This is a genomic window from Streptomyces sp. NPDC047117 (assembly GCF_040643545.1).
In the GTDB taxonomy this organism is placed as follows: domain Bacteria; phylum Actinomycetota; class Actinomycetes; order Streptomycetales; family Streptomycetaceae; genus Streptomyces.
On the sequence record NZ_JBEYUN010000005.1, the window covers coordinates 92,074 to 113,966 of the forward strand.

A 21,893-nucleotide genomic window follows, 5' to 3' on the forward strand; every position below is an offset into this window, starting at 1 on the left:
GCGTGCCCCCGCGTTGTCCGTCACCCCGCTCAGCAGGCAGGATGACGCCATGACGCACGCCATGCAGAAGGGGTCGAACGTACCCCTCGACGCCACTGCCGTACGGGCCGTCCTCCGCTGGACACCGGGCACGGGAGTGCCCGATGTGGACGCCTCGGCGCTGTTGCTGGGCCCCGAGGGGCGCGTGCGCGCGGACGCGGACTTCGTGTTCTACAACCAGCCCCGGCACCCCAGCGGCCTGGTGCGTCATCTTCCCAAGAAGCAGCTGGCCGACGCGCTGACCGACACCATCGAGGCGGACCTCGCCGCGCTGGACCCGTCGGTGGACCGGGTGGTGCTGGCCGCTTCCTCGGACAGCGCCCCCTTCGGGCGGGTGACGGACCTGCGACTGGAGCTCTACGACGCGGCACGGGGAGACGGCGGGCCACTGGCGGTGTTCGAGGTGGAGCCGGAGACCGGCGAGGAGACCGCACTGATCTGCGGCGAGCTGTACCGGCGCGCGGACGCCTGGAAGTTCCGGGCGCTGGGCCAGGGCTACGACAGCGGACTGATCGGGCTGGCGACGGAGTTCGGCATCTCGGTGGACGAGGGCGAGGACGCCGGGGACGGGGCCGTACGGCCGCCCGAGGGGGCGACGGCAGCGCCGGGGTCGGAGGACGCGACCCGCGCGGTGCCCGGGCCGCCCTCCGCCGGTCCCGAGGACGTCACGCAGGCGGTGCCGGAGCCGGTGCCGTTCCCCGAACCGGCCGCCGGGACCGCCGGGCCCACCGGGGCCGCCGCGGCGGCCTTCGCGCCGCCGCCGCAGTCCACCGGCGCGCCGGCGGGCGGCTACGGCTATCCGGAGAACGTGCCCCCGCCGCCCCCGATGCCGCCCGGCCCGCCCGCGTACGGCTATCCGGGCCCGCCGCCCGAGGCGCCCCCGGGTCCCGCGTACGGCTACCCGGGCCCGGTGCAGGGCGGCGCCCGGCCCGCGTACGGCTATCCGCAGCCGCAGACCGCGGCCGACGGCTACGGCTACCCGCCGCCCGCGCCCGGCCCGCAGCCCACCGGCCCGGTGCCGGAGGCCGCGCCGCTGGTACTGCCGCCCCAGGGACCGCAGTTCCAGCGCCGCTGAGCGAGCGCCGCTGAACCGTTGCCGAGGGCGGGCGCGCGCACCGCGGGCGCCCGGCCCTCACACCTTGCTCTTGTACCCGCGGCCCCACTGCAGGCCCCAGCCGTACAGCCGGTCCAGCTCGGCCTGGAAGCCGTAGACGTACCGCACCTCGCGGCGCACGGTCAGCTCGCCCTTGACGTTCTCCAGCATGAAGACCGCACAGGAGCGGGCCTGTGGCGCCCGCTCGTCCAGGCCGATCTCCACGCGCGGCCCGCTGCTCGGATAGAGCGTGAGGATGGCGTGGGTGCGGTCGAACGCGGGGGTGCCGTCGTAGATGTAGACGAAGATCAGCAGGCGCTTGAACTCGTCCTGGTGGTCGAGGTTGATGTAGAGCGTCTCGCCGGACCCCGAGCCGAACCGGTCGTCGCCGCTGAGCTGGATGTACGGCGGGCTGTTGAGGTCGCCGAGGAAGTTCCCCAGCGGCTGCACGACGCCCTTGGTGCCGTCCTTGAGCTCGTACATGCACGCCAGGTCGAGGTCGATCTTGACGACCGCGGGGCCCTGTGCCTGCACCACCTCGGGCTTGAAGATCTGGCCCGGGTGCCGCCAGAGGCTCTTCTTGCGGCCGCCGAACTCCGCGAAGTCGGTGGTGCGCATCTGCCAGGAGAGGTTGACCCGGAGGTTGCCGCTGGCCGCGCCCTGTTTGGTCAGCGAGACCACCGGGTCGCGTTTGGTCAGTTTGACGACGTACGACGCTCCGCCGTTGTCGAACTGCGGCGTACCGCCGCGTCGCCAGTTCCCCAAGAACGACACTTCTGCCCCACCCCTCGCTTACGGGTCCCTCGCCGCCAACTGCCGCGGGGCGGCCCCGAGGAGCCGGTGGGGCCGGAGGCGATGCCCCCGGTCCCGGCTCTCGTGGCCGCCCCGCAGAGAAGCGTTCCTCATTCGGACGCCGGTCACACGCGGTCGCGTGTCACACTCCCGAGCTGACCTCGGATTTTGACGCCGATCCCGCGCCCGGCTTGCCCTCTTGACGATTCTTGCGCACCGAGGACCAGAAGGACAGCGCGATCAGGGCGACGCCGATCCCGCCCGTGATGACCTCGTTGATCTCGAACTTGATGGTCGCGAGCAGGATCACGGCCAGGGCGCCGATCGCGTAGTGCGCGCCGTGCTCCAGGTACACGTAGTCGTCCAGGGTGCCCCGGCGGACGAGGAAGACGGTCAGCGACCGGATGTACATGGCGCCGATGCCCAGACCCAGCGCCATCTCGAAGATGTCGTTGGTGATGGCGAACGCACCGATGACGCCGTCGAAGGAGAAGGACGCGTCGATGACCTCCAGGTAGAGGAACATGAAGAACGCGGCCTTGCCCGCCAGGCCGACGGCCGAGCCGTTGCCGTTCTTCTTTGCCGGGGCGCGCTCCTCCTCGGCGTCCGCGTCGTCGTCGGCCTCCTCCAGCTTGTCCTCGAAGTAGCCGGAGATGCCGCCGACGAGGAGGTACGTGAGCAGACCCGCGACACCGGAGAGCAGGACGGTGGCGCTCTTGTCACCGCCGCCGTGTGCCACGTCGGTGGCCACGGTCATGGCCGACACGAGCAGGACGACCAGCGCGATGATGATCGAGAGCGTGTCGAGCTTGCCCAGCTTGGCCAGCGGCTTCTCCAGCCAGGCCAGCCACTTGTACTCGCGCTCCTCGAAGATGAAGTCGAGGAAGATCATGAGCAGGAACATGCCGCCGAAGGCCGCGATCGCCGGATGGGCGGCGGTGACGAGGTGTTCGTACTCGGCCTTGTTGTTGATCGCCAGGTCGACGGCCTCGATGGGACCGAGCTTGGCCGTGATGGCCACGATGACGACCGGGAAGACGAGGCGCATGCCGAAGACGGCGATCAGGATGCCGATGGTCAGGAAGATCTTCTGCCAGAAGGCATTCATCTTCCGCAGGATGCCGGCGTTGATCACCGCGTTGTCGAACGAGAGCGAGATCTCCAGGATCGAGAGGATCCCGACGACCGCGAGCCCCTGCCACCCCCAGAGGACACCGGCCAACGCCAGGCCCGCCGCCGTTACGGCGAATGACCAGCCAAAGGTTTTCAGGAGCACTTCCTACCCATTCCCTCGTTGTGTGGGGTCCCCCGCGCACGGGTGGACGGCGCTTTACGAAACGTTGACCCCGAAGTCTAGAGCGATGCCCCGCAAGCCCGACGCGTACCCCTGTCCGACGGCCCTGAACTTCCACTCACCGCCGTACCGGTAAACCTCGCCGAAGATCATCGCGGTCTCCGTCGAGGCGTCCTCGCTGAGGTCGTAGCGGGCCAGTTCGCTGCCGTCGGCCTGGTTCACCACACGGATGAAAGCGTTGCTGACCTGCCCGAAGCTCTGGCTGCGCGCATCGGCGTCATGGATCGAGACCGGGAAGACGATCTTGTCGACCTGGGCCGGGACCGTACTGAGATCCACCAGAATCGATTCGTCGTCGCCGTCGCCCTCACCGGTGAGGTTGTCGCCCGTGTGCTCGACGGAACCCTCCGGGCTCTTGAGGTTGTTGTAGAAGACGAAGTACTCGTCCCCGAGCACCCGGCCGCTGCTGCACAGCAGGGCGCTGGCATCCAGGTCGAACGGCGCGCCCGTAGTGGAGCGCGCGTCCCAGCCGAGGCCGACCATGACCTGCGTGAGATTGGGTGCGGCCTTCGAGAGGGAGACGTTGCCCCCCTTGGCGAGTGTGACGCCCATGTTCTTCGCTTCCTCCCCGGTGTCGGTTCAGTGGTCCCAAGCGCGCCCGGCGCCGCACTCCCCTGGGGGGCGTACGGCGCCGGGCGGAGGTACGTCCTCGGTCAGACGTTCACGCCGAAGTCCTGCGCGATGCCGCGCAGGCCCGAGGCGTAGCCCTGGCCGATGGCGCGGAACTTCCACTCCGCGCCGTTGCGGTACAGCTCGCCGAAGACCATGGCGGTCTCCGTCGAGGCGTCCTCGCTGAGGTCGTAGCGCGCCAGCTCGTTGCCATCGGCCTGGTTCACCACGCGGATGAAGGCGTTGCGGACCTGGCCGAAGCTCTGCTGGCGGGTCTCGGCGTCGTAGATCGACACCGGGAACACGATCTTGGCGACGTCGGCCGGCACGGCGGCCAGATTCACCTTGATCTGCTCGTCGTCGCCTTCGCCCTCACCGGTGATGTTGTCGCCGGTGTGCTCGACCGACCCCTCCGGGCTCTTCAGGTTGTTGAAGAACACGAAGTTCTGGTCGTTGCCGACCTTGCCCTGGTCATTGGTCAGCAGGGCGCTGGCGTCCAGGTCGAAGTCGGTACCGGTGGTGGTACGCGCGTCCCAGCCCAGACCGACGATCACCGCGGTCAGATTGGGGGCTTCCTTCGTCAGCGAGACGTTGCCGCCCTTGCTGAGGCTGACTCCCACGAGTCCTCCCATAGATTCGAGGGGTACACAATCGCCCCCGTCGTGCATGGCATCAGAACAACGATTTGATCCTAGTGACCGGTTCCCACCGATTACCCGATGTTGCGGCGGCGGGCTCCGGGTGTTGCTCAGAGGGCCTTGAGCGCCTTGACGTACTCCTCCAGGTCACGGGCGTCGGGCAGGCCGTTGACGACCGTCCAGCGGACGACGCCCTCCTTGTCGATGATGAAGGTGCCGCGCACCGCGCAGCCCTTCTCCTCGTCGAAGACGCCGTAGGCGCGGGAGGCCTCGCCGTGCGGCCAGAAGTCCGAGAGCAGCGGGTACTCAAGGCCCTCCTGCTCGGCGAAGACGCGCAGCGAGAACGGCGAGTCATTCGAAACGGCGAGCAGCTGCACGTCGTCGTTGACGAACTGGGGCAGCTCGTCGCGCAGGGCGCACAGCTCGCCGGTGCACACGCCGGTGAAAGCGAAGGGGTAGAAGAGCAGCACGACGTTCTTCTCGCCGCGGAAGTCGGAGAGCTTGACGGTCTCCCCGTGCTGGTTCTTCAGCTCGATCTCCGGGGCCTTCGCGCCGACCTCGATCGCCATGGGTTCTGTTTCCCTTCGCAGATGCTGAACAGATACCCGCCAACCCTACGTCGCGACCCTCGGGCCGCTACGGGTCGAGCCCCCTCCCGGCGGCCCTTCCCCGGGCACAAGAGGCGGGGGAAGGGGTCGGAAGGGGGCTCGGGATGTGCCGGCGTGACGGCTCAGCGCTTGCCGGACTTGGCGGCCTTCGGCGTCACCAGCCGGCTGCCGCTCCAGTCCTTGCCCGCGTTGATGCTCTTCGTCTGGGACAGACCCGCAGTCTGCGCGGCCTCATTGATGTCGCTCGGCTCGACGTAGCCGTCGCGCCCGGTCTTCGGCGTCAGCAGCCATACGGCGCCGCCGTCCTCGATCAGACCAATGGCATCGACCAGCGCGTCCGTGAGGTCGCCGTCGTCTTCCCGGAACCACAGGACGACGGCATCGGCCACATCGTCATAGTCCTCGTCGACGAGCTCCTGGCCGATCACGGCCTCGATGCCTTCACGGAGCTCCTGCTCGACGTCATCGTCGTAGCCGATCTCCTGGACCACCTGTCCGGGCTCGAACCCCAGCTTGATGGCCGGGTTGGTCCGCTCCTCCGCGTGGTCCGCGGTCGCGCTCACGGATTGCCTCCTGTCATGTCTTGTGGATATGCCTTACACCTCGCGCGTGCGCGGGGCATTGGGCGTAGTCCACACGGGCGGGGCGAATCGCGCAAGTACCCAGCCGTCCAGACCGCCAAAACGGTGACGGATACGGCCGTCTCGCCGCAACTGCGACCCCTTCTACCCCGTACTGCGGTGATTCACGCCACAGCGTCGCACCGGCTCCGTGGGGTACACGCGCGCGACCGGCCCGGACGGCGGGACCGGGGCGACGACGGGCCAATGTTCGATATCCGTACGGCCGCCCGCCGCAGGTGCGTGACATGGGCGTATGGTTGCGATTTGGTCTCCCCGGAGCGCACCCGCCGGCCGCGTCTCCAAGGGGGCGGTTACCAGCAGGTAGAGATGACGTATCCGCGTGCCTCGGTACACGATGGAAGACGGCGCGACACCAGCAGAGACAGAAATCTGACCTCGGGCTCGACATCCGTGTGCCTCATGTACGCATCACGAATGGTCAGAGCCCGACACGACCAGAACAGCGAAGGAACAGCGTGGCTTCCGGATCCGATCGCAACCCGATCATCATTGGCGGCCTTCCCAGCCAGGTCCCGGACTTCGATCCTGAAGAGACCCAGGAATGGCTCGACTCGCTCGACGCAGCCGTCGATGAGCGAGGCCGGGAACGTGCCCGCTACCTCATGCTCCGCCTCATCGAGCGGGCCCGCGAGAAGCGCGTGGCCGTGCCCGAGATGCGCAGCACGGACTACGTCAACACCATCGCCACCAAGGACGAGCCGTTCTTCCCCGGCAACGAGGAGATCGAGCGCAAGGTCCTGAACGCGACCCGGTGGAACGCGGCCGTCATGGTCTCGCGCGCCCAGCGCCCCGGTATCGGCGTCGGCGGCCACATCGCCACCTTCGCCTCCTCGGCCTCCCTGTACGACGTGGGCTTCAACCACTTCTTCCGGGGCAAGGACGACGGCCGCGGCGGCGACCAGATCTTCTTCCAGGGCCACGCCTCCCCCGGCGTCTATGCCCGCGCCTACCTCCTGGACCGGCTCTCCTCGGACCAGCTGGACGCCTTCCGCCAGGAGAAGTCCAAGGCCCCGAACGGCCTGTCCAGCTACCCGCACCCGCGGCTGATGCCGGACTTCTGGGAGTTCCCGACCGTCTCGATGGGCCTCGGCCCGCTCGGCGCGATCTACCAGGCCCGGATGAACCGCTACATGGAGGCGCGCGGCATCGCCGACACCTCCGACAGCCACGTGTGGGCGTTCCTCGGCGACGGCGAGATGGACGAGCCGGAGTCGCTCGGCCAGCTGTCCATCGCCGCGCGCGAGGGCCTGGACAACCTCACCTTCGTCGTCAACTGCAACCTGCAGCGCCTGGACGGCCCGGTCCGCGGCAACGGCAAGATCATGCAGGAGCTGGAGTCGCAGTTCCGCGGCGCCGGCTGGAACGTGATCAAGCTGGTCTGGGACCGCTCCTGGGACCCGCTGCTGGCCCAGGACCGCGACGGCGTGCTGGTCAACAAGCTGAACACGACGCCGGACGGTCAGTTCCAGACGTACGCCACGGAGACCGGCGCGTACATCCGCGAGCACTTCTTCGGCAGCGACCACCGGCTGCGCGCCATGGTCGAGAACATGACCGACGACCAGGTCCTGCACCTGGGCCGCGGCGGTCACGACCACAAGAAGATCTACGCGGCGTACGCGGCGGCCAAGGCCCACAAGGGCCAGCCGACCGTGATCCTCGCGCAGACCGTCAAGGGCTGGACGCTCGGCCCGAACTTCGAGGGCCGCAACGCGACCCACCAGATGAAGAAGCTGACGGTCGACGACCTGAAGATGTTCCGCGACCGGCTGCGCCTGCCGATCCCGGACAAGGACCTGGAGAACGGCAACCCGCCGTACTACCACCCGGGCCGGGACTCCGAAGAGATCCAGTACATGCACGACCGCCGCAAGGAGTGCGGCGGCTATGTGCCCACCCGTGTCGTGCGCGCCAAGCCGCTGGAGCTGCCGGGCGACAAGGCCTACGCGACCGCCAAGAAGGGGTCCGGCCAGCAGAAGATCGCCACGACCATGGCGTTCGTCCGCGTCCTGAAGGACCTGATGCGGGACAAGGAGATCGGCAAGCGCTTCGTGCCGATCGCCCCGGACGAGTACCGCACCTTCGGCATGGACGCGTTCTTCCCTACCTCGAAGATCTACAACCCGCTGGGCCAGATCTACGAGTCGGTCGACCGCGAGCTGCTGCTGGCGTACAAGGAGTCGCCGACCGGCCAGATGCTGCACGACGGCATCACCGAGGCGGGCTGCACCGCCTCGCTGATCGCGGCGGGCTCGGCCTACGCCACGCACGGCGAGCCGCTGATCCCGGTCTACGTCTTCTACTCGATGTTCGGTTTCCAGCGGACCGGCGACCAGTTCTGGCAGATGGCCGACCAGCTGGCGCGCGGTTTCGTCCTGGGTGCGACCGCGGGCCGTACGACGCTGACCGGTGAGGGTCTGCAGCACGCCGACGGCCACTCCCAGCTGCTGGCCTCGACCAACCCGGCGTGCGTCGCGTACGACCCGGCGTTCGGCTTCGAGATCGCGCACATCGTGCGGGACGGCCTGCGCCGCATGTACGGCGAGACCGCCGACGGGCAGCCGGGCGAGGACGTCTTCTACTACCTCACCGTCTACAACGAGCCGATCCAGCACCCGGCCGAGCCGGAGGACGTGGACGTCGAGGGCATCCTCAAGGGCATCCACAAGGTCCAGCCGGCCACGGCGGGCTCCATCCCGGCGCAGATCATGGCGTCCGGCGTGGCCGTGCCGTGGGCGATCGAGGCGCAGAAGATCCTCGCCGAGGAGTGGAACGTCAAGGCGGACGTCTGGTCGGCGACCTCCTGGAACGAGCTGCGCCGCGAGGCCGTGGACGTGGAGGAGCACAACCTCCTGCACCCGGAGGAGGAGCAGCGCGTTCCGTACGTGACGCAGAAGCTCTCCGGCTCCGAGGGTCCGTTCGTGGCCGTCTCCGACTGGATGCGTTCGGTTCCGGACCAGATCGCGCGCTGGGTGCCGGGCACGTACCAGTCGCTGGGTGCGGACGGCTTCGGCTTCGCCGACACCCGTGGCGCGGCGCGCCGCTTCTTCCACATCGACGCGCAGTCGATCGTCCTCGGCGTGCTCACCGAGCTCGCCAAGGAGGGGAAGGTCGACCGCTCGGCGCTGAAGCAGGCCATCGACCGGTACCAGCTGCTGGACGTCACGGCGGCGGAGGCCGGCGAGGCGGGCGGCGACGCGTAACCGCTCCACGGTGGTTCTTCCGGCGAGGGCCCGGGCAGCAGCACGCTGCCCGGGCCCTCGCCCGTTTTTGCGCCCGGTCCCGCGCTCGGCTCAGCGCTCCCAGATCTTGATCGCCCGCACCTCGTACGGCGAGTCCGGCACATAGGTGCCGCCACCGGGATACGTGTCGTACTCGCCGGTCTCGGCGCACTCGGCGCTCTGGTACGTGGTGACGGGCCGCCCGGTGCGGTTCACGAAGGAGTGCGCGGCGCGGCCCGCGGGCAGCGGCACACAGCTCTCGATGTCGGTGCCGGCGAGCTCATGGGTCGTGCGCGGGCCGCCGTATCCGGCCTTCGGCCAGAGACAGAGCTGCCCGGCGGCGCAGGCGGCAGGCGCCGGGTGCGCCGCTGCCGCCGAGGCCAGAAGCACGGCCGCGCCTGCGGTGGCCGCGAGAAGTGTCGTACGCATGGGTCCCCCCGGGTGGTGATCGTGTGACGATCGGTTCGGACACACGCTGGCGGCCCCACCGGTACGTGGAAAACACAACCGGGCCCCGCCCACCCTGATAGGGGAAAACGGAGCCCGGAGGTTGCCGCGCCCCGTAGGGGCGCGGGGCATGTCGATATGCGGCTCCGCCGCGTGGGCGCGCCCAGCCACAACGGCGCCGCACGCAGGGCACCACACAAAGCCCCCGCGGCGCACCGCAGGTCAGATGTGGCCGACCCCGCCCTCGACCTCGTTCTCGCCGCGCTTCGTCGCGAACGCGACCACCGCCGCGACAACAGCGACGCCGCAGGCGACCGTGAAGGCCAGGCCCATGCCGGAGATGAACGTGTCGTGGGCGACCGCGGTGATCTTCTCGACGAAGGGGGCCGGGGTGCCCTTGGGCACCGGCGCCATGCCGACGGCGACCGCGTCGGCGGCCTTGTCCAGCTGGGCGGCCGGGATGGGCGGCAGGTGCGCCGCGTTCCAGTTGTCCGGCAGCTCGCTGTTGACCCGGGAGGCCATGACGGCGCCCAGGACTGCCGTGCCGAGGCTGCCGCCGACCTGCATCGCGGCCTGCTGGAGACCGCCGGCGACGCCGGAGAGCTCCATCGGCGCGTTGCCGACGATGACCTCGGTGGCGCCGACCATGACGGGCGCGAGGCCCAGGCCGAGGAGGGCGAACCAGAGGGACATCGCGCCGGTACCGGTGTCGGTGTCGAGGGTCGCCATGCCGAACATCGCGACGGCGGTGAAGACCATGCCACCGACCAGCGGGACGCGCGGGCCGAACTTGGTGATCATGGCGCCCGCCACCGGCGAGGCGACGATCATCATGCCGGTGAGCGGCAGGAGGTGCAGGCCGCTGTCGACGGGGCTCATGCCGTGCACGTTCTGCAGGTAGAAGGTGACGAAGAACAGCCCGCCCATGAAGGCGAACGCCATCAGCACCATCAGGACGGTGCCGGCGGTGAGCGGCAGGGAGCGGAACATGCGCAGCGGGATCAGCGGCTCTCGGACCTTGGTCTCCAGTACGCCGAAGGCCGCGAACAGCACGATCGAGCCGATCAGGAAGGCCCAGGTCTTGCCGTCGCCCCAGCCCCACTCGCCGGCCTTGATCAGCGCCCAGATGAGGCAGAACATCGCGCCGGACAGCAGCACGATGCCCGGGACGTCGAAGGAGCGCGGGGCGTTCTTCGCGCGGTGGTCCTTCAGGATCACCAGTCCCAGGACGAGGGCGAGGATGCCGACGGGGACGTTGATGAAGAAGACGGACTGCCAGTTGACGTGCTCGACGAGCAGGCCGCCGACGATCGGGCCGCCGGCGGTGGAGGCGCCGATGACCATGCCCCAGATGCCGATGGCCATGTTGAGCTTCTCGGCCGGGAAGGTGGCGCGCAGCAGGCCGAGCGCCGCCGGCATCAGCAGGGCGCCGAAGAGGCCCTGGAGCACGCGGAAGACGATGACCAGCGAGACCTCGCTGGACAGGCCGATGGCGCCGGAGGCGAGGGCGAAGCCGACCACGCCGATGAGGAACGTCTGCCGGTGGCCGAAGCGGTCACCGAGCTTGCCGGCCGTGATCAGCGCGACGGCCAGCGCGAGGAGGTACCCGTTGGTGATCCATTGGACGTCGGCGAGCGAGGCGCCGAGGTCCTTCTGGATGGCCGGGTTGGCGATGGCGACGATGGTGCCGTCGAGCGCCACCATCATCACGCCGATCGCCACGGAGAAGAGGGTCAGCCAGGGATGGCCACGCAGTCCCCTGCGCGGCTCCGGCTCGGTGATGTCCGGTATCGGGTCGGCGACCGGGGTCTGTGAGCTCATGCTCCGACAATAATGTCAGCGACTGACAGTTGACAAAGCGTTTCATGAGTCGGTAACTGTCAGTTAACTCACAGGTATCGTGAGCAGCACTGATACGACGAGGGAGGGCGGCGCATGGCGGCCGAGGTGACGCCGCGTGGCGGTGTGCGGTGCGGACTGCGCGAGCGGAAGAAGCGGCGTACGCACGACGCCCTGATCCGCGCGGCGCTGGAGCTCTGCACCGAGCAGGGGTACGACCGCACCACGATCGACGAGATCGCCGAGGCCGTCGACGTCTCCCAGCGGACCTTCTTCCGGTACTTCACCACCAAGGAGGACGTGGTCTTCGCCGTCCAGGAGATCGTCGAGGCGCGCTTCGTGGAGGCGCTGCAGGCCCGCCCGGCCGCCGAGACCCCGCTGGAGGCGCTGCGCAACGCCGTCCTGCTCGCCTGGGACGATCTCGGCCGGATGATCGAGTCGATCATCCCGGTCGAGCTGCACATGCGGACGTACCAGATGATCGAGTCGACCCCCGGCCTGCTCGCCGCGCACCTGCGGCGCAGCTCCGAGCTGGAGGAGCTGATCGCGGGCGTGATCGCCCGGCGCGAGGGCCTGGACCTGAACACGGACCCGCGGCCGCGGATCGTGGTCGCGGCCTTCAGTGGCGTGATGCGGCTGGCCGGGCGGCTGTGGGGCGAGGCCGGCGAGTGCAGTGTGGAGTCCATCCGCGCCATCACGGAGAATCATCTGGACGGCATCGTTCCGGCGGTCGCGGGCGAGTGGCGCAAAAAGACCCCCTAATCCGACCGTATGAGCGTTTCACTGCACGTCAGAGCGGGACAAATGGGTGCGAAGTGTCCGTTGTGACCCTAATGACCCACAGTGAAACGTGAGTTGCCTCACCCAATCCACGAGCGCCGCGCGCCGTCTCCTAGGCTGGCCCGCGGTGACTTCTTTCTCCGAGCTCGGCGCTCCTCCCGGTTTTCTGCAGTCCTCCGCCTGGCGCATGGCACTCGCCCTGGTGGTGGTGTTCGTGATGCTTGCGGTGACCGGCTGGACGGGGATCAGAGGCACCAAGGGCGACACCGATCCGCTGGGCACCTCCCGCGCCGCCTGGGCGGGCGGCACCTTCCACGGCCACCGGCTGCCGTCCCCGGACGCCGGCGCGCACCGCATAGCGGCATTCTTCGCCAAGCTCCGCCACGCCGACCGGCTGCGGCTCGCCGACCGCTACCCGCTCGCCGTCGGCAACATGGCGGGTGCCCCCGCCACGCTGCGTTACCACGCCAATCACCGCGCGCTGGACCGCGCCAGGGCGGTGGCCGAGCGCCGCTCGCACGACGGCCGGCTCACCCCGGAGGGCCGCCAGGACGCCGGCCGGCTGATGCACCGGCTGGAGTCCCTGATGCGGCCCGGGCGCCAGATCCTCTCCTTCGATCCGGCCGCCGGCGGCCGCGCCGCCGAGGTCTTCGGCGACCTGACGCACGCCCGCCGCGTCTCGGTGGTGGTGCCCGGCGTCGACACCAACCTGGTGAATTTCGAGCGCACCAAGCGGGCCGACAGCGCCCCGGTGGGCATGGCCTCCGCGCTGTACGACGCGGAGCGCGCGGTGCGCCCCGACGCCCGTACGGCCGTGATCGCCTGGGCCGACTACACCGCGCCCGCCGGCATCGGCGTGGACGCGGCCGCCGGCCAGCTGGCGCAGGCGGGCGCCCAGCGCCTCACCTCGATGGTCGGCGCGCTGCCGGCCGCCGCCGACGTCTCGCTGTTCTGCCACAGCTACGGCTCCGTGGTGTGCGGCGTCGCCGCCCGCGAGCTGCCCTCCCGGGTCGGCGACATCGTGGTGGCCGGCAGCCCCGGCATGCGCGCCCGGGACGCCGCGGCGCTGCACACCGACGCGCGGGTCTGGGCGATGCGCGACGCCGACGACTGGATTCAGGACGTGCCGTACCTGGAGCTGGGCGGGCTGGGGCACGGCGCCGACCCGGTGGACCCGGCGTTCGGCTCCCGGGTGCTCTCCGCCGCGGGTGCCGACGGACACGCGGGGTACTTCGCCCGCGGAACGCAGAGTCTGGCCAATTTCGCCCTCGTCGGCGTCGGCGCCGTGGCGGGCGTGAGCTGCGCCTCCGACGACGGCGACTGCTCGGCCGATCTGGCGTGAGGGCCGGGCCGGACGCCCCGCGCGGCGGCCGGCCGGAGTGCGGGCGCCCGTGGGCGGGTAAGGGATTGACGCGCGTAGCGCGTGCTGCACGGAAGGGGGACGGGCGGGCCGCCCGCCGCTTACGATGAACCGCATGGGTGATGTGCTGGCCGGTTTTCATGCCGTCTGGGAGTTCGACACGGACTCCGTACTCATCCGCTTCGAACGGGGGATCCGCAAGCCCAAGCTGTTCCAGGCGCTCGGCGAGCGCCGCATCCCCTACGAAGCGCTGAGGTCGGTGGAGGTCTCGCGGGGCAGGCGCGGGACGGTGGTGCTGCACGCCCGGCCGCGGCCGGGCGCCGATCCGCTGATGGACGCCGCCGACGGGCAGCTCAAGGACGACGCCGATCCCTACCGCCTGGTGCTCCCGGCCGACCGCGCCGACCGGGCCGGGTACTACCGCGACCGGCTCGACGGCCTGCTCGGCCGGGACGCGGACGGCCCCGCCGACCGGTATCTCGTCGCGGCCCCCGAGGCGCCGCTGACCTTCAAGGCGTACGACGGCAAGGCGACCTTCGACGGCAGTTCGGTGGCGTTCCGCTGGTTCTGGACCGGCGCCTCGACCGCGAAGTGGAAGTCCGGCGACCAGAGCTTCGCCGTCGACGGGCTGGCCGGCGTGGTGTGGCGCTCCCCGGAGAACGGCTCCTCGGCGCCCACGGCGCCCGGCGCCTGGCACAGCGGCTATCTGCGGCTGCTGGCGCACGGCGACGAGGAGGAGGACGGGCGCGGCGCCGACCAGGACCCCGCCTCGGTGATCTTCGGGCTCGGCTACGGCCCGGTCCACGAGTCGCTGCCGTTCGCCGCGGCCGTCCTGCAGGCCGTACGCAGCACGGGCCCGGCCCCCGCGCCGGCGGCCCCCGCGCGCCGCCCGCTGGAGCCGCACCGCGGCCCCGCCGACATCGCCGACCGGATACGGCAGCTGGGCGAGCTGCACGACGCGGGGCTGCTGACGGACGACGAGTTCAGCACGAAGAAGGCAGAACTGCTGGCGGAGCTGTAGGCGGAGCCCCGGGCAGCGGCGACTGCGGGCACGGAAGTCGCCGCGGGCAGCCGCGGGCGCAGCGCCCGGCCCGCCCGAGCCTGATACCGGGGTATGACCCGCGACCGGCGACTCCGGTATGACGCCTCGCCGGGCCCCCGCCACCTACGCTGAACGGGCGATGTCCACGTCACCCCCTTCCCCCTCCCCCGACGCGCCCGGGCCCGCGCCCGCCGGCCCCCGCGCCGCGCGTGCGGACCGGCGCGCCCGTGCGGAGCACGCCGCCCGGCAGGCGCTGCGCACCCTAGCCGTCGCTCTCGGCACTCCGACCCGGCCCGGCGACCCCCTCCTCGGCACCGCGGCGCGCCCGTGGGTGCGCCGGCTGCCGTACGTCGTCGCCTGCGTGTTCACCGCCGCGCTGCTGCCCGTCACCGTCGTCGTCCTGAGCAACAACTACGGCGTGAACGGAGGGCTCTCCGGTGCGCTCGGCGTGGCCCAGACCGTGCCGCTGCTGCTCGCCGTCACCCGCCCGTTGCAGGCCTGGTGGGTGATCTTCGCGGCCGATGTGGCCGGCGCGCTGGTGCTGTCCGTGGCGTCGACGCTGCCCGGCCCGCCGTACCCCTGGCCGCCGCAGACGATCATCGGCTACCTCCTCCTGATGGCCGCGCTCGGACTCCGTGAACGGCGTCGCACACTCGTCGCCGTCTGGCTGGCGACCGGCGCCGCGTGCCTCCTCTTCACGGCCCTGCGGCCGGCCCGCAGCGACGGCACCTGGCTGCTGATGTTCGTCCTGTCCGGCGCGGTGCTGCTGGTCGCCGGCGCACTGCGGGAACGCGGCGAAGCGCGCCGGGAGCTGGCGGCCCAGGCGACCATCAGCGAGGCGGAGCGGGCCCGGCGCACGCTGCTGGAGGAGCGCACTCGCATCGCCCGTGAACTGCACGACGTCGTCGCGCACCACATGTCGGTGATCACGGTGCAGGCGGACAGCGCGCCGTACCGCCTCCAGGGTCTCCCCGCCGAGGCCGCCGAGGAGTTCGGGACGATCGCCGCGACCGCGCGCGAGTCGCTGGCCGAGATGCGCCGGCTGCTGGGCGTGTTGCGCAGCGAGGAGAGCGAACGGCAGGGCGGCCCCGAGAAGGCGCCGCAGCCGGGCCTGGATCGGCTGACGCGGCTGGTGGAGGGGACCGTACGGGCCGGTGTGCCGGTGGAGCTGACGCTGTCGCGGGCGCTCGGCGAACTCCCGCCCGCCGTCGGCCTGTCGGCGTACCGGATCGTGCAGGAGGCGCTGGCCAACGTCGTACGGCACGCGCCCGGCGCGCCCACCCGGGTCTCGGTCACGCCGGACCGCACCGGCCTGACCGTACTGGTCGTCAACGGCCCGCCGCCGCGCCCCGCCGCGCCGTTGGAGACCACCGGGACCGGCCATGGCCTGGTCGGCATGCGCGAGCGCGTACGGCTGCTGGGCGGGACCCTCGACACCGGCCCGCTGGCGGACGGGGGTTACCGTGTCGCCGCGCGGCTCCCGCTCACGGAGCCCCTGACGGAAAAGGACCCCACGCCCGCATGACCACTCGCGTGATCATCGTCGACGACCAGGCCATGGTGCGGGCGGGCTTCGCCGCGCTGCTCGCCGCGCAGAGCGACATCGACGTCGTCGGCGACGCGGAGGACGGCCTGCGCGGCGTCGAGTTGAGCCGCCGCACCCACCCCGACGTGGTGCTGATGGACGTCCGGATGCCGGAGATGGACGGCCTGGAGGCGGCCCGGCAGCTGCTGTCCCCGCCCCCGGGCGTGGTGCACCGCCCGAAGGTGCTGATGCTCACCACCTTCGACGTCGACGACTACGTGTACGAAGCGCTGCGCGCCGGCGCGTCCGGCTTCCTGCTGAAGGACGCACCGCCGGCCGACCTGATCTCCGCGGTGCGGGTCGTGGCGGCGGGTGAGGCGCTGCTCGCCCCGTCGGTCACCCGCCGGCTGATCGCCGACTTCGCGCGGCAGCGGCCCGCGCCCCGCAAGGACCGCACGGCGCTGCGCCTGAACGGGCTCACGCCGCGCGAGACCGAGGTGCTGGAGCTGATCGCGCGCGGCCTGTCCAACCAGGAGATCGCGGCAGATCTGGTGCTGGCCGAGCAGACGGTGAAGACGCACATCGGGCGGGTGCTGGCCAAGCTGGACCTGCGCGACCGCGCACAGGCAGTGATCTTCGCGTACGAGTCCGGGCTGGTCACTCCCGGTGACCGCTGACGGACCGAAAGACAGTCTCGCGAGGGACCGGTGAAGCACCTGCGTAGCCCTTGAGCAGGGGTTGTTCCGTCCTCTGAGCAGTACTTGCGGCATCGCGCGCGTTCTTAGTAACAACGTTTCTCATGAAATTGTTCAGCCGCAGCTCCTCCCCCCGGCACCCGGAGACATACTCTCCGGAGTCGCCCGCCGCTCCGGCAGCGCACGCGCCCGACGGCCAGCTGGACCCCGCCCTCGCCCACCTCACCGGCGAGTGGATGATCGACCCCGCACACAGCAGGATCGGCTTCTCCGTACGGCACGCCATGGTGACCACGGTGCGCGGCGCCTTCACGGAGTTCGAGAGCCGGCTGTACTTCGACGGCACGGACCCCGCCCGCTCCAAGGCCCAGATCGCGCTGGCCACCGCCAGCGTCGACACCGGCGTGGAGCAGCGCGACGACCACCTGATGGGCCGCGACTTCCTCGACGCCGCGAACTTCCCGCGCATGACCTTCAAGAGCACCGCCGTGCGGATCGTGGGCAAGGACGTCTACCGGATGGACGGTGACCTCACCATCCGGGACGTGACCCGCCCGGTCGTGCTGGAGCTGACCTACATCGGGCAGGTCACCGACCCGTTCGGCTACCAGCGGGCCGGCTTCGACGGCACCACGACCATCAACCGTTCCGACTGGGGCCTGACGTACAGCGCCAAGCTGGCCGAGGGCGGCGCCATGGTGAGCGAGAAGGTCCGCCTCCAGTTCGACATCGCGGCCATCCGGACCGTGCCCACCGGCTGAAGAACCGTTTCATCGATGGCCCGGTGACCGGACCGGGCCCAGGTGCCGCGCCGATCAGAGGTGGCTGACCACCATGGGGAGCTGCGAGGCGCGGCACCGCCCTTTCTCCTCCGTACGGATCTCCTCCACATGGATCTCCTCCACATGGATCTCCTCCGTGCGGACGAGGGCCCAATACCCCGGTATCACACTCCACTTGGCCCCGCGGTGTGACGCCGCGCCCGGCACCCCCTTCCTACGTTTCCCTCCGCCACGCCACTGGAAGAGGGAGACCGACGATGCCGCTGCGCACCCCGCCGCGTACCGCCGACACCACCGCCACGCCGCGCAGCAGCACACCGCGCACCGGCGTACGTCGGCGGCGCCGGGGGTGGGCAGCGCTCGCCGTGGCCGCCACGCTCGTCGCCGGTACCGGGGGCTGGGCGGCCGGCTCGGAGCAGACCGCCGTCACCGGGCCCGCGCCGGGCGCCGCCGCCTGGCGCGCCGACCACACGCTGGGCCGGCCGCTGCCCGACCCGGCGACCGCCTCGCCCGCCGCCGTGGCCCGCTTCTTCGCGGGGCTGACCGGCGCGGAGCGGAACCGGCTCGCCGACCGGCACCCGATGACCGTGGGCACCCTGGACGGCGCGCCCGTTGAACTGCGCTACCGCGCGAACGCCCGCGCCCTGCGCGCCGAACGCACCCGCCAGCACGCCCGCGCCCACGACCCGGCACGCACCGCCGAGGACCGCGCGCAGGCCCGCGCCCTGGCCGACCGCTACACCGAACTCCTCGCCCCCGGGCGGCAGATCCTCTTCTTCGACCCGCGGGGCCGGGGGCAGGTCGCCGAGGTGTACGGGGACCTCGGCGCGGCCCGGCGCACGGCGGTGGTGGTGCCCGGCTCGGACATCGACATCGGCACCTTCGACCGCGAGCGGGACCGGTACGGCACGCCGACCGGCATGGCCGCCTCGCTGCGCGCCCGGCTGACCGCCGAGGCGCCGGCCGTGCCCACCGCGGTGATCGCCTGGGCCGGTTACACCACCCCGGTCGGCCTCGGTCCGGACGCGGCGACCGGGCGGCTCGCCGAGGCCGGCGCCGGCCGGCTGGCCCGGCTGCTGGCGGGGCTGGCCGCGACCGGCGCCCCCGCGCCCGCGCTGCTCTGCCACAGCTACGGCTCGGTCGTCTGCGGGCTGGCCGCGCCCCGGGCCGGGCGGGCCGCGGTCGGTGACGTGATCCTCTTCGGCTCGCCCGGCGCCCGTACGGAACGCGCCGCCGACCTGCACGCCGGCGGCCGGGTATGGGCCGCCCGGGACGCCTCGGACTGGATCGGGCGCATCCCCCACGTCGAGGTGCTGGGCCTCGGGCACGGCACCGACCCCACCGATCCCGCGTTCGGCGCGCGCCGCGTCGCCGCGGACCGCGCCGAGGGCCACACCGGCTATCTCGTCCCCGGCACCGACTCCCTGGCCGGCTTCGCCGACATCGTGCTCGGCCGCTACGCCGCCGTGCGCTGAGCGCCCGCCGGGCCGTCACCACGGGCGTGCGCCGAGTACGCCGAAGCATCGCGCGCGGGGCGCGCGCCTCTCCTCCAAGGACCCGACATGACCCTCGCGTTCCTGCACCCCGGCGGCGCCGGCGGTGCCGACCGTCCCGCACCTCCGCGCGGCGCACCGGACCTCACGCCGCCGTCCCCTCGCGGTACGCCACGCACGCTCCTCCGCAGGGCGGGCCGCGCGGTCCGCGCCGTCGACGACCGCACCCCGGCCCATCGCGACCGCGCGATCGACGGCCTGCGCGCACTCGCCCTGCTCGCCGTGCCCACCGGCCACTGGCTGGTGGGCGGCTTCACCCTGGACGCCGACGGCGCACTCCACAACGCCAGCCCACTCTCCACACTCGGCTTCTTCGCGCCGGCCAGCTGGGTGCTCCAACTGCTGGGCATCTTCTTCCTGGTGGGCGGCTACTCCGCCGTCCTCTCCCACCGGCGCGCGACCGAGCGCGGCGACTCCACCGCACGCTGGCTGAGCGCCAGGCTGGCCCGCCTGGGCCGCCCGGTACTCGCCGTGACGGCCGTCTGGGCGCTTCTCATCGCGGTGCTGACCGCGGCGGGCGTACCCGAGGCGACACTGCGCACGGGCGCGACACTGGTCGTACAGCCGCTGTGGTTCGTCGGCGTCTACGCGGGAGTCACCGCCCTCACCCCATACTGCGTACGCGCCGCGCGCCGCCTCGGACCATGGGCGGCAGCACCGCTCTTCGCGTCCGTAGCGGTGGTCGACTTCCTCCGCTACGGCCCGTACGCGGCGGCCGTACCGTCCTGGCTCGCGCTCCTCAACCTGCTCCCCGGCTGGCTCTTCGCGTACCAGCTCGGCGTGTGCTGGGGCGAACGCCGGCTCGGGCGGCGCGCCGCATGGGCCCTACTGACCGGCGGCACCGCCCTGTTCGCGGTCCTCCTGCTGGTCTTCCACTACCCCGCCAGCATGGTCGGCGTCCCCGGCGCGGAGCGGACCAACTCGCACCCGCCGTCGCTGCTGGTCCTGGCGCTGGCGGCGGCCCAGTGCGGCGCCGCGGTCCTGCTCCGGGACCGGATCGCCGCCCTGCTGCGCCGCCCGGCCCTCTGGGCTCCGGTGGTAGTGATCAACCTCTGCGCAATGACAATCTTCTGCTGGCATCAAACAGCGATGCTGGCCACGGCCGTCCCGTCCACGTACGCCGGCCCGCTCCCCGGCCTGACCACGCCACCCGACTCCCTGGCCTGGCTCTTGACCCGCCTCGCCTGGCTCCCCCTCTTCGCCCTGACGCTGGTGGCACTCGGCGCCCTCACCCGCCGCTTCGAGGCCCCTTGGGGCGCGGGCCGCGCCCTCCGCGCCGCCGCCGCGACACTCGCCGCCGGCTTCGCCCTCTTCGCCCTGGGTAGGGGCTGAGTGGGGCCCTCCCCCTCAGCACCGTAGGCCCCCACCCCGACACTCAAACCTCGTCCCCGCCCCGTGTTTTTCCACCCCCCACCGGCGGGAGGGGGCGGGCCGCAGCGGCAGGGGTCCGGAGGTAAAGCGAAGCAGTCCGGACCCCTGCCGCGGAGGCCCGACCCCGTAGCGTCAAGCCCCGCGCAGCGGAACCGCCCGCCGCAGGCGAAACGACGCCGCACCCGGCAACGAACGTGCGCTGCCGCGGTATCGCCCGCCGCAGGCGGTTCGCTGCCGCGCGGGGTGCCCGAACGTTGCCGGGTGTCCCGCCGTACGGCGAGGTCCGCTGCGCGGGGCTTGGCGTCACGGTGCCGGACCTCCGCGGGTGGGGTACCGGACTGCTGCGCTTTACGTCCGGTACCCCACCCGCTCCGGCCCGTCCCCTCCCGTCGGTGGTGGGTGAAAAGACAGGTGGGTGGGGGTTGAGCTCGCTGCTCGAGTGGCTGGTCCGTCGGGGGGCTACTCCCGGCCCGCCGACGTGAACGCCATGTCGGCGTACCGGTCGCCGGCCACCCGGCCCGCAATCGGCTCCAGCCGCGACAGTTCGTCGGAAGAAAGCCGGAGGCCAACGGCCGACGCGTTCTCCGTGACGCGTTCCGCGCGACGCGTGCCGGGGATGGGGACGACGGCCAGCCCGTGGACCTCGGCCTGTTGCTGCACCCACGCCAGCGCCACCTGCCCCGGCGTCGCGCCGCGCGCCTCCGCGATCTCGCGTACGGGGGCGAGCAGGCCCGCGTTGGCGGTGGCGTTCTCGCCGGTGAAGCGGGGCTGCGTACGGCGGAAGTCGTCCTCGGTCAGCTCCTTGTCGGCGCTGACGAACGAGCCGGTCAGGAAGCCGCGGCCGAGCGGCGAGTACGGCACGAAGCCGACGCCCAGCTCCGCCGCCGCCGGTACCACGCCGCGCTCCACGTCGCGGCTGAACAGCGACCACTCCGACTGGACGGCGGCGATCGGGTGCACGCCGTGCGCGGCCCGGAGTTCCTCGCCCGTGACCTCGCTCAGGCCGAGGTGCTTGACCTTGCCCTCGGCGACCAGTTCGGCCATCGCGCCGACCGTCTCCTCGATGGGGACGTGCACGTCGCGGCGGTGCATGTAGTACAGGTCGATGGTGTCGACGCCGAGCCGCGTGAGGCTGCCCTCGATCGACTGACGGATGTACGCCCGGTCGTTGCGCACGCCGCGGCTGTAGGGATCGGACGGGTCCCTGACGATCGCGAACTTGGTGGCCAGGACGACCTCGTCGCGGTGCGCCCGGATGAACGGCGCGATGAGCTTCTCGTTCTCGCCGCTGCCGTAGACATCGGCGGTGTCGTACAGCGTGACGCCCAGGCCGAGCGCGTGCTCCAGCGTCGCGCGGGCCTGCCCGGCGTCGGCGCCGGGGCCGTACGCCCAGCTCATGCCCATGCAGCCGAGGCCCTGGACGCCGACGCGCGGTCCGCCCGCGCCCAGCTCGACGGATGCGATCTTCTCTGTCATTGTTCCCGCTCCCTCGTCGCCGGGC

At 71.5% G+C, this 21,893-nt stretch carries 19 protein-coding genes; 10 read left to right on the forward strand and 9 right to left on the reverse strand.

Features of this window, described 5'->3' with window-relative positions:
- Positions 1–49: 49 nt before the first annotated feature.
- The gene (locus tag ABZ840_RS11170) at positions 50–1,114 is read left to right on the forward strand and encodes a TerD family protein (protein ID WP_361556854.1); all 1,065 of its coding nucleotides are present in this window, start codon (positions 50–52) and stop codon (positions 1,112–1,114) included.
- Positions 1,115–1,171: 57 nt separating this feature from the next.
- On the opposite strand, the gene ABZ840_RS11175 is transcribed toward ABZ840_RS11170, so the two are convergent.
- The 6 genes from ABZ840_RS11175 to ABZ840_RS11200 form a co-directional block, all read right to left on the reverse strand.
- Positions 1,172–1,906: a Tellurium resistance gene (locus tag ABZ840_RS11175; protein ID WP_361556856.1), complete on the reverse strand. Its 735-nt coding sequence runs from the start codon at positions 1,904–1,906 to the stop codon at positions 1,172–1,174.
- 160 nt (positions 1,907–2,066) lie between these two features.
- Complete coding sequence (locus ABZ840_RS11180) at positions 2,067–3,200, reverse strand: DUF475 domain-containing protein (RefSeq protein ID WP_361556858.1); 1,134 nt, start codon at positions 3,198–3,200, stop codon at positions 2,067–2,069.
- Positions 3,201–3,254: 54 nt separating this feature from the next.
- A complete protein-coding gene (locus ABZ840_RS11185; RefSeq protein WP_361556860.1) occupies positions 3,255–3,830 on the reverse strand; it encodes a TerD family protein in 576 nt (191 codons plus the stop codon).
- A gap of 101 nt (positions 3,831–3,931) precedes the next feature.
- Entirely contained in the window at positions 3,932–4,507 is a 576-nt protein-coding gene (locus ABZ840_RS11190; RefSeq protein ID WP_361556862.1) for a TerD family protein, read from the reverse strand.
- Positions 4,508–4,635: 128 nt separating this feature from the next.
- The gene (locus ABZ840_RS11195) at positions 4,636–5,094 is read right to left on the reverse strand and encodes a peroxiredoxin (RefSeq protein WP_361556865.1); all 459 of its coding nucleotides are present in this window, start codon (positions 5,092–5,094) and stop codon (positions 4,636–4,638) included.
- Positions 5,095–5,255: 161 nt separating this feature from the next.
- Positions 5,256–5,696 (reverse strand): DUF3052 domain-containing protein, encoded by a 441-nt coding sequence (locus ABZ840_RS11200; RefSeq protein ID WP_052865577.1) that lies wholly within the window; start codon positions 5,694–5,696, stop codon positions 5,256–5,258.
- Positions 5,697–6,232: 536 nt separating this feature from the next.
- Between ABZ840_RS11200 and aceE the strand changes: the two genes are divergently transcribed.
- Positions 6,233–8,980: a pyruvate dehydrogenase (acetyl-transferring), homodimeric type gene (gene aceE, locus ABZ840_RS11205; protein ID WP_361556869.1), complete on the forward strand. Its 2,748-nt coding sequence runs from the start codon at positions 6,233–6,235 to the stop codon at positions 8,978–8,980.
- A gap of 90 nt (positions 8,981–9,070) precedes the next feature.
- Here aceE and ABZ840_RS11210 read toward each other — a convergent pair whose 3' ends face one another.
- Positions 9,071–9,427: a peptidase inhibitor family I36 protein gene (locus tag ABZ840_RS11210; protein WP_361556872.1), complete on the reverse strand. Its 357-nt coding sequence runs from the start codon at positions 9,425–9,427 to the stop codon at positions 9,071–9,073.
- Between the two features lie 240 nt (positions 9,428–9,667).
- The gene (locus ABZ840_RS11215) at positions 9,668–11,266 is read right to left on the reverse strand and encodes an MFS transporter (RefSeq protein ID WP_361556875.1); all 1,599 of its coding nucleotides are present in this window, start codon (positions 11,264–11,266) and stop codon (positions 9,668–9,670) included.
- Positions 11,267–11,380: 114 nt separating this feature from the next.
- Between ABZ840_RS11215 and ABZ840_RS11220 the strand changes: the two genes are divergently transcribed.
- The 8 genes from ABZ840_RS11220 to ABZ840_RS11255 all read left to right on the forward strand — a co-directional run bounded on the left by ABZ840_RS11220 (position 11,381) and on the right by ABZ840_RS11255 (position 20,353).
- The gene (locus ABZ840_RS11220) at positions 11,381–12,046 is read left to right on the forward strand and encodes a TetR family transcriptional regulator (protein WP_361556878.1); all 666 of its coding nucleotides are present in this window, start codon (positions 11,381–11,383) and stop codon (positions 12,044–12,046) included.
- Between the two features lie 145 nt (positions 12,047–12,191).
- A complete protein-coding gene (locus ABZ840_RS11225; RefSeq protein ID WP_361556881.1) occupies positions 12,192–13,406 on the forward strand; it encodes an alpha/beta hydrolase in 1,215 nt (404 codons plus the stop codon).
- Between the two features lie 133 nt (positions 13,407–13,539).
- Entirely contained in the window at positions 13,540–14,445 is a 906-nt protein-coding gene (locus ABZ840_RS11230) for a DUF4429 domain-containing protein (RefSeq protein WP_361556884.1), read from the forward strand.
- Between the two features lie 160 nt (positions 14,446–14,605).
- Positions 14,606–15,991, forward strand: coding sequence for a sensor histidine kinase (locus ABZ840_RS11235; RefSeq protein ID WP_361556887.1), 1,386 nt, complete (start codon positions 14,606–14,608; stop codon positions 15,989–15,991).
- The gene (locus ABZ840_RS11240; RefSeq protein ID WP_361556890.1) at positions 15,988–16,668 is read left to right on the forward strand and encodes a response regulator transcription factor; all 681 of its coding nucleotides are present in this window, start codon (positions 15,988–15,990) and stop codon (positions 16,666–16,668) included. The genes ABZ840_RS11235 and ABZ840_RS11240 overlap by 4 nt, the downstream gene beginning before the upstream one ends.
- A 122-nt stretch (positions 16,669–16,790) precedes the next feature.
- Positions 16,791–17,447 (forward strand): YceI family protein, encoded by a 657-nt coding sequence (locus ABZ840_RS11245; protein WP_361556893.1) that lies wholly within the window; start codon positions 16,791–16,793, stop codon positions 17,445–17,447.
- Positions 17,448–17,725: 278 nt separating this feature from the next.
- Positions 17,726–18,943, forward strand: coding sequence for an alpha/beta hydrolase (locus ABZ840_RS11250; protein WP_361556896.1), 1,218 nt, complete (start codon positions 17,726–17,728; stop codon positions 18,941–18,943).
- Between the two features lie 87 nt (positions 18,944–19,030).
- Positions 19,031–20,353: an acyltransferase gene (locus ABZ840_RS11255; RefSeq protein WP_361556899.1), complete on the forward strand. Its 1,323-nt coding sequence runs from the start codon at positions 19,031–19,033 to the stop codon at positions 20,351–20,353.
- Positions 20,354–20,851: 498 nt separating this feature from the next.
- Here the strand turns inward: ABZ840_RS11255 and ABZ840_RS11260 are convergent, their stop codons facing one another.
- Positions 20,852–21,868 carry an aldo/keto reductase gene (locus ABZ840_RS11260; protein ID WP_361556902.1) on the reverse strand — a complete coding sequence of 339 codons (1,017 nt, stop codon included), beginning with the start codon at positions 21,866–21,868 and terminating at the stop codon, positions 20,852–20,854.
- Between the last annotated feature and the right edge of the window lie 25 nt (positions 21,869–21,893).

Bases quoted from the DNA above. Each gene is read 5' to 3' on its own strand.
- ABZ840_RS11170 (WP_361556854.1), top strand. From the start codon at position 50: ATGACGCACGCCATGCAGAAGGGGTCGAACGTACCCCTCGACGCCACT.
- ABZ840_RS11185 (WP_361556860.1), bottom strand. From the start codon at position 3,830: ATGGGCGTCACACTCGCCAAGGGGGGCAACGTCTCCCTCTCGAAGGCC.
- ABZ840_RS11195 (WP_361556865.1), bottom strand. From the start codon at position 5,094: ATGGCGATCGAGGTCGGCGCGAAGGCCCCGGAGATCGAGCTGAAGAAC.
- ABZ840_RS11210 (WP_361556872.1), bottom strand. From the start codon at position 9,427: ATGCGTACGACACTTCTCGCGGCCACCGCAGGCGCGGCCGTGCTTCTG.
- ABZ840_RS11215 (WP_361556875.1), bottom strand. From the start codon at position 11,266: ATGAGCTCACAGACCCCGGTCGCCGACCCGATACCGGACATCACCGAG.
- ABZ840_RS11220 (WP_361556878.1), top strand. From the start codon at position 11,381: ATGGCGGCCGAGGTGACGCCGCGTGGCGGTGTGCGGTGCGGACTGCGC.
- ABZ840_RS11230 (WP_361556884.1), top strand. From the start codon at position 13,540: ATGGGTGATGTGCTGGCCGGTTTTCATGCCGTCTGGGAGTTCGACACG.
- ABZ840_RS11235 (WP_361556887.1), top strand. From the start codon at position 14,606: ATGTCCACGTCACCCCCTTCCCCCTCCCCCGACGCGCCCGGGCCCGCG.
- ABZ840_RS11240 (WP_361556890.1), top strand. From the start codon at position 15,988: ATGACCACTCGCGTGATCATCGTCGACGACCAGGCCATGGTGCGGGCG.
- ABZ840_RS11245 (WP_361556893.1), top strand. From the start codon at position 16,791: ATGAAATTGTTCAGCCGCAGCTCCTCCCCCCGGCACCCGGAGACATAC.
- ABZ840_RS11250 (WP_361556896.1), top strand. From the start codon at position 17,726: ATGCCGCTGCGCACCCCGCCGCGTACCGCCGACACCACCGCCACGCCG.
- ABZ840_RS11255 (WP_361556899.1), top strand. From the start codon at position 19,031: ATGACCCTCGCGTTCCTGCACCCCGGCGGCGCCGGCGGTGCCGACCGT.
- ABZ840_RS11260 (WP_361556902.1), bottom strand. From the start codon at position 21,868: ATGACAGAGAAGATCGCATCCGTCGAGCTGGGCGCGGGCGGACCGCGC.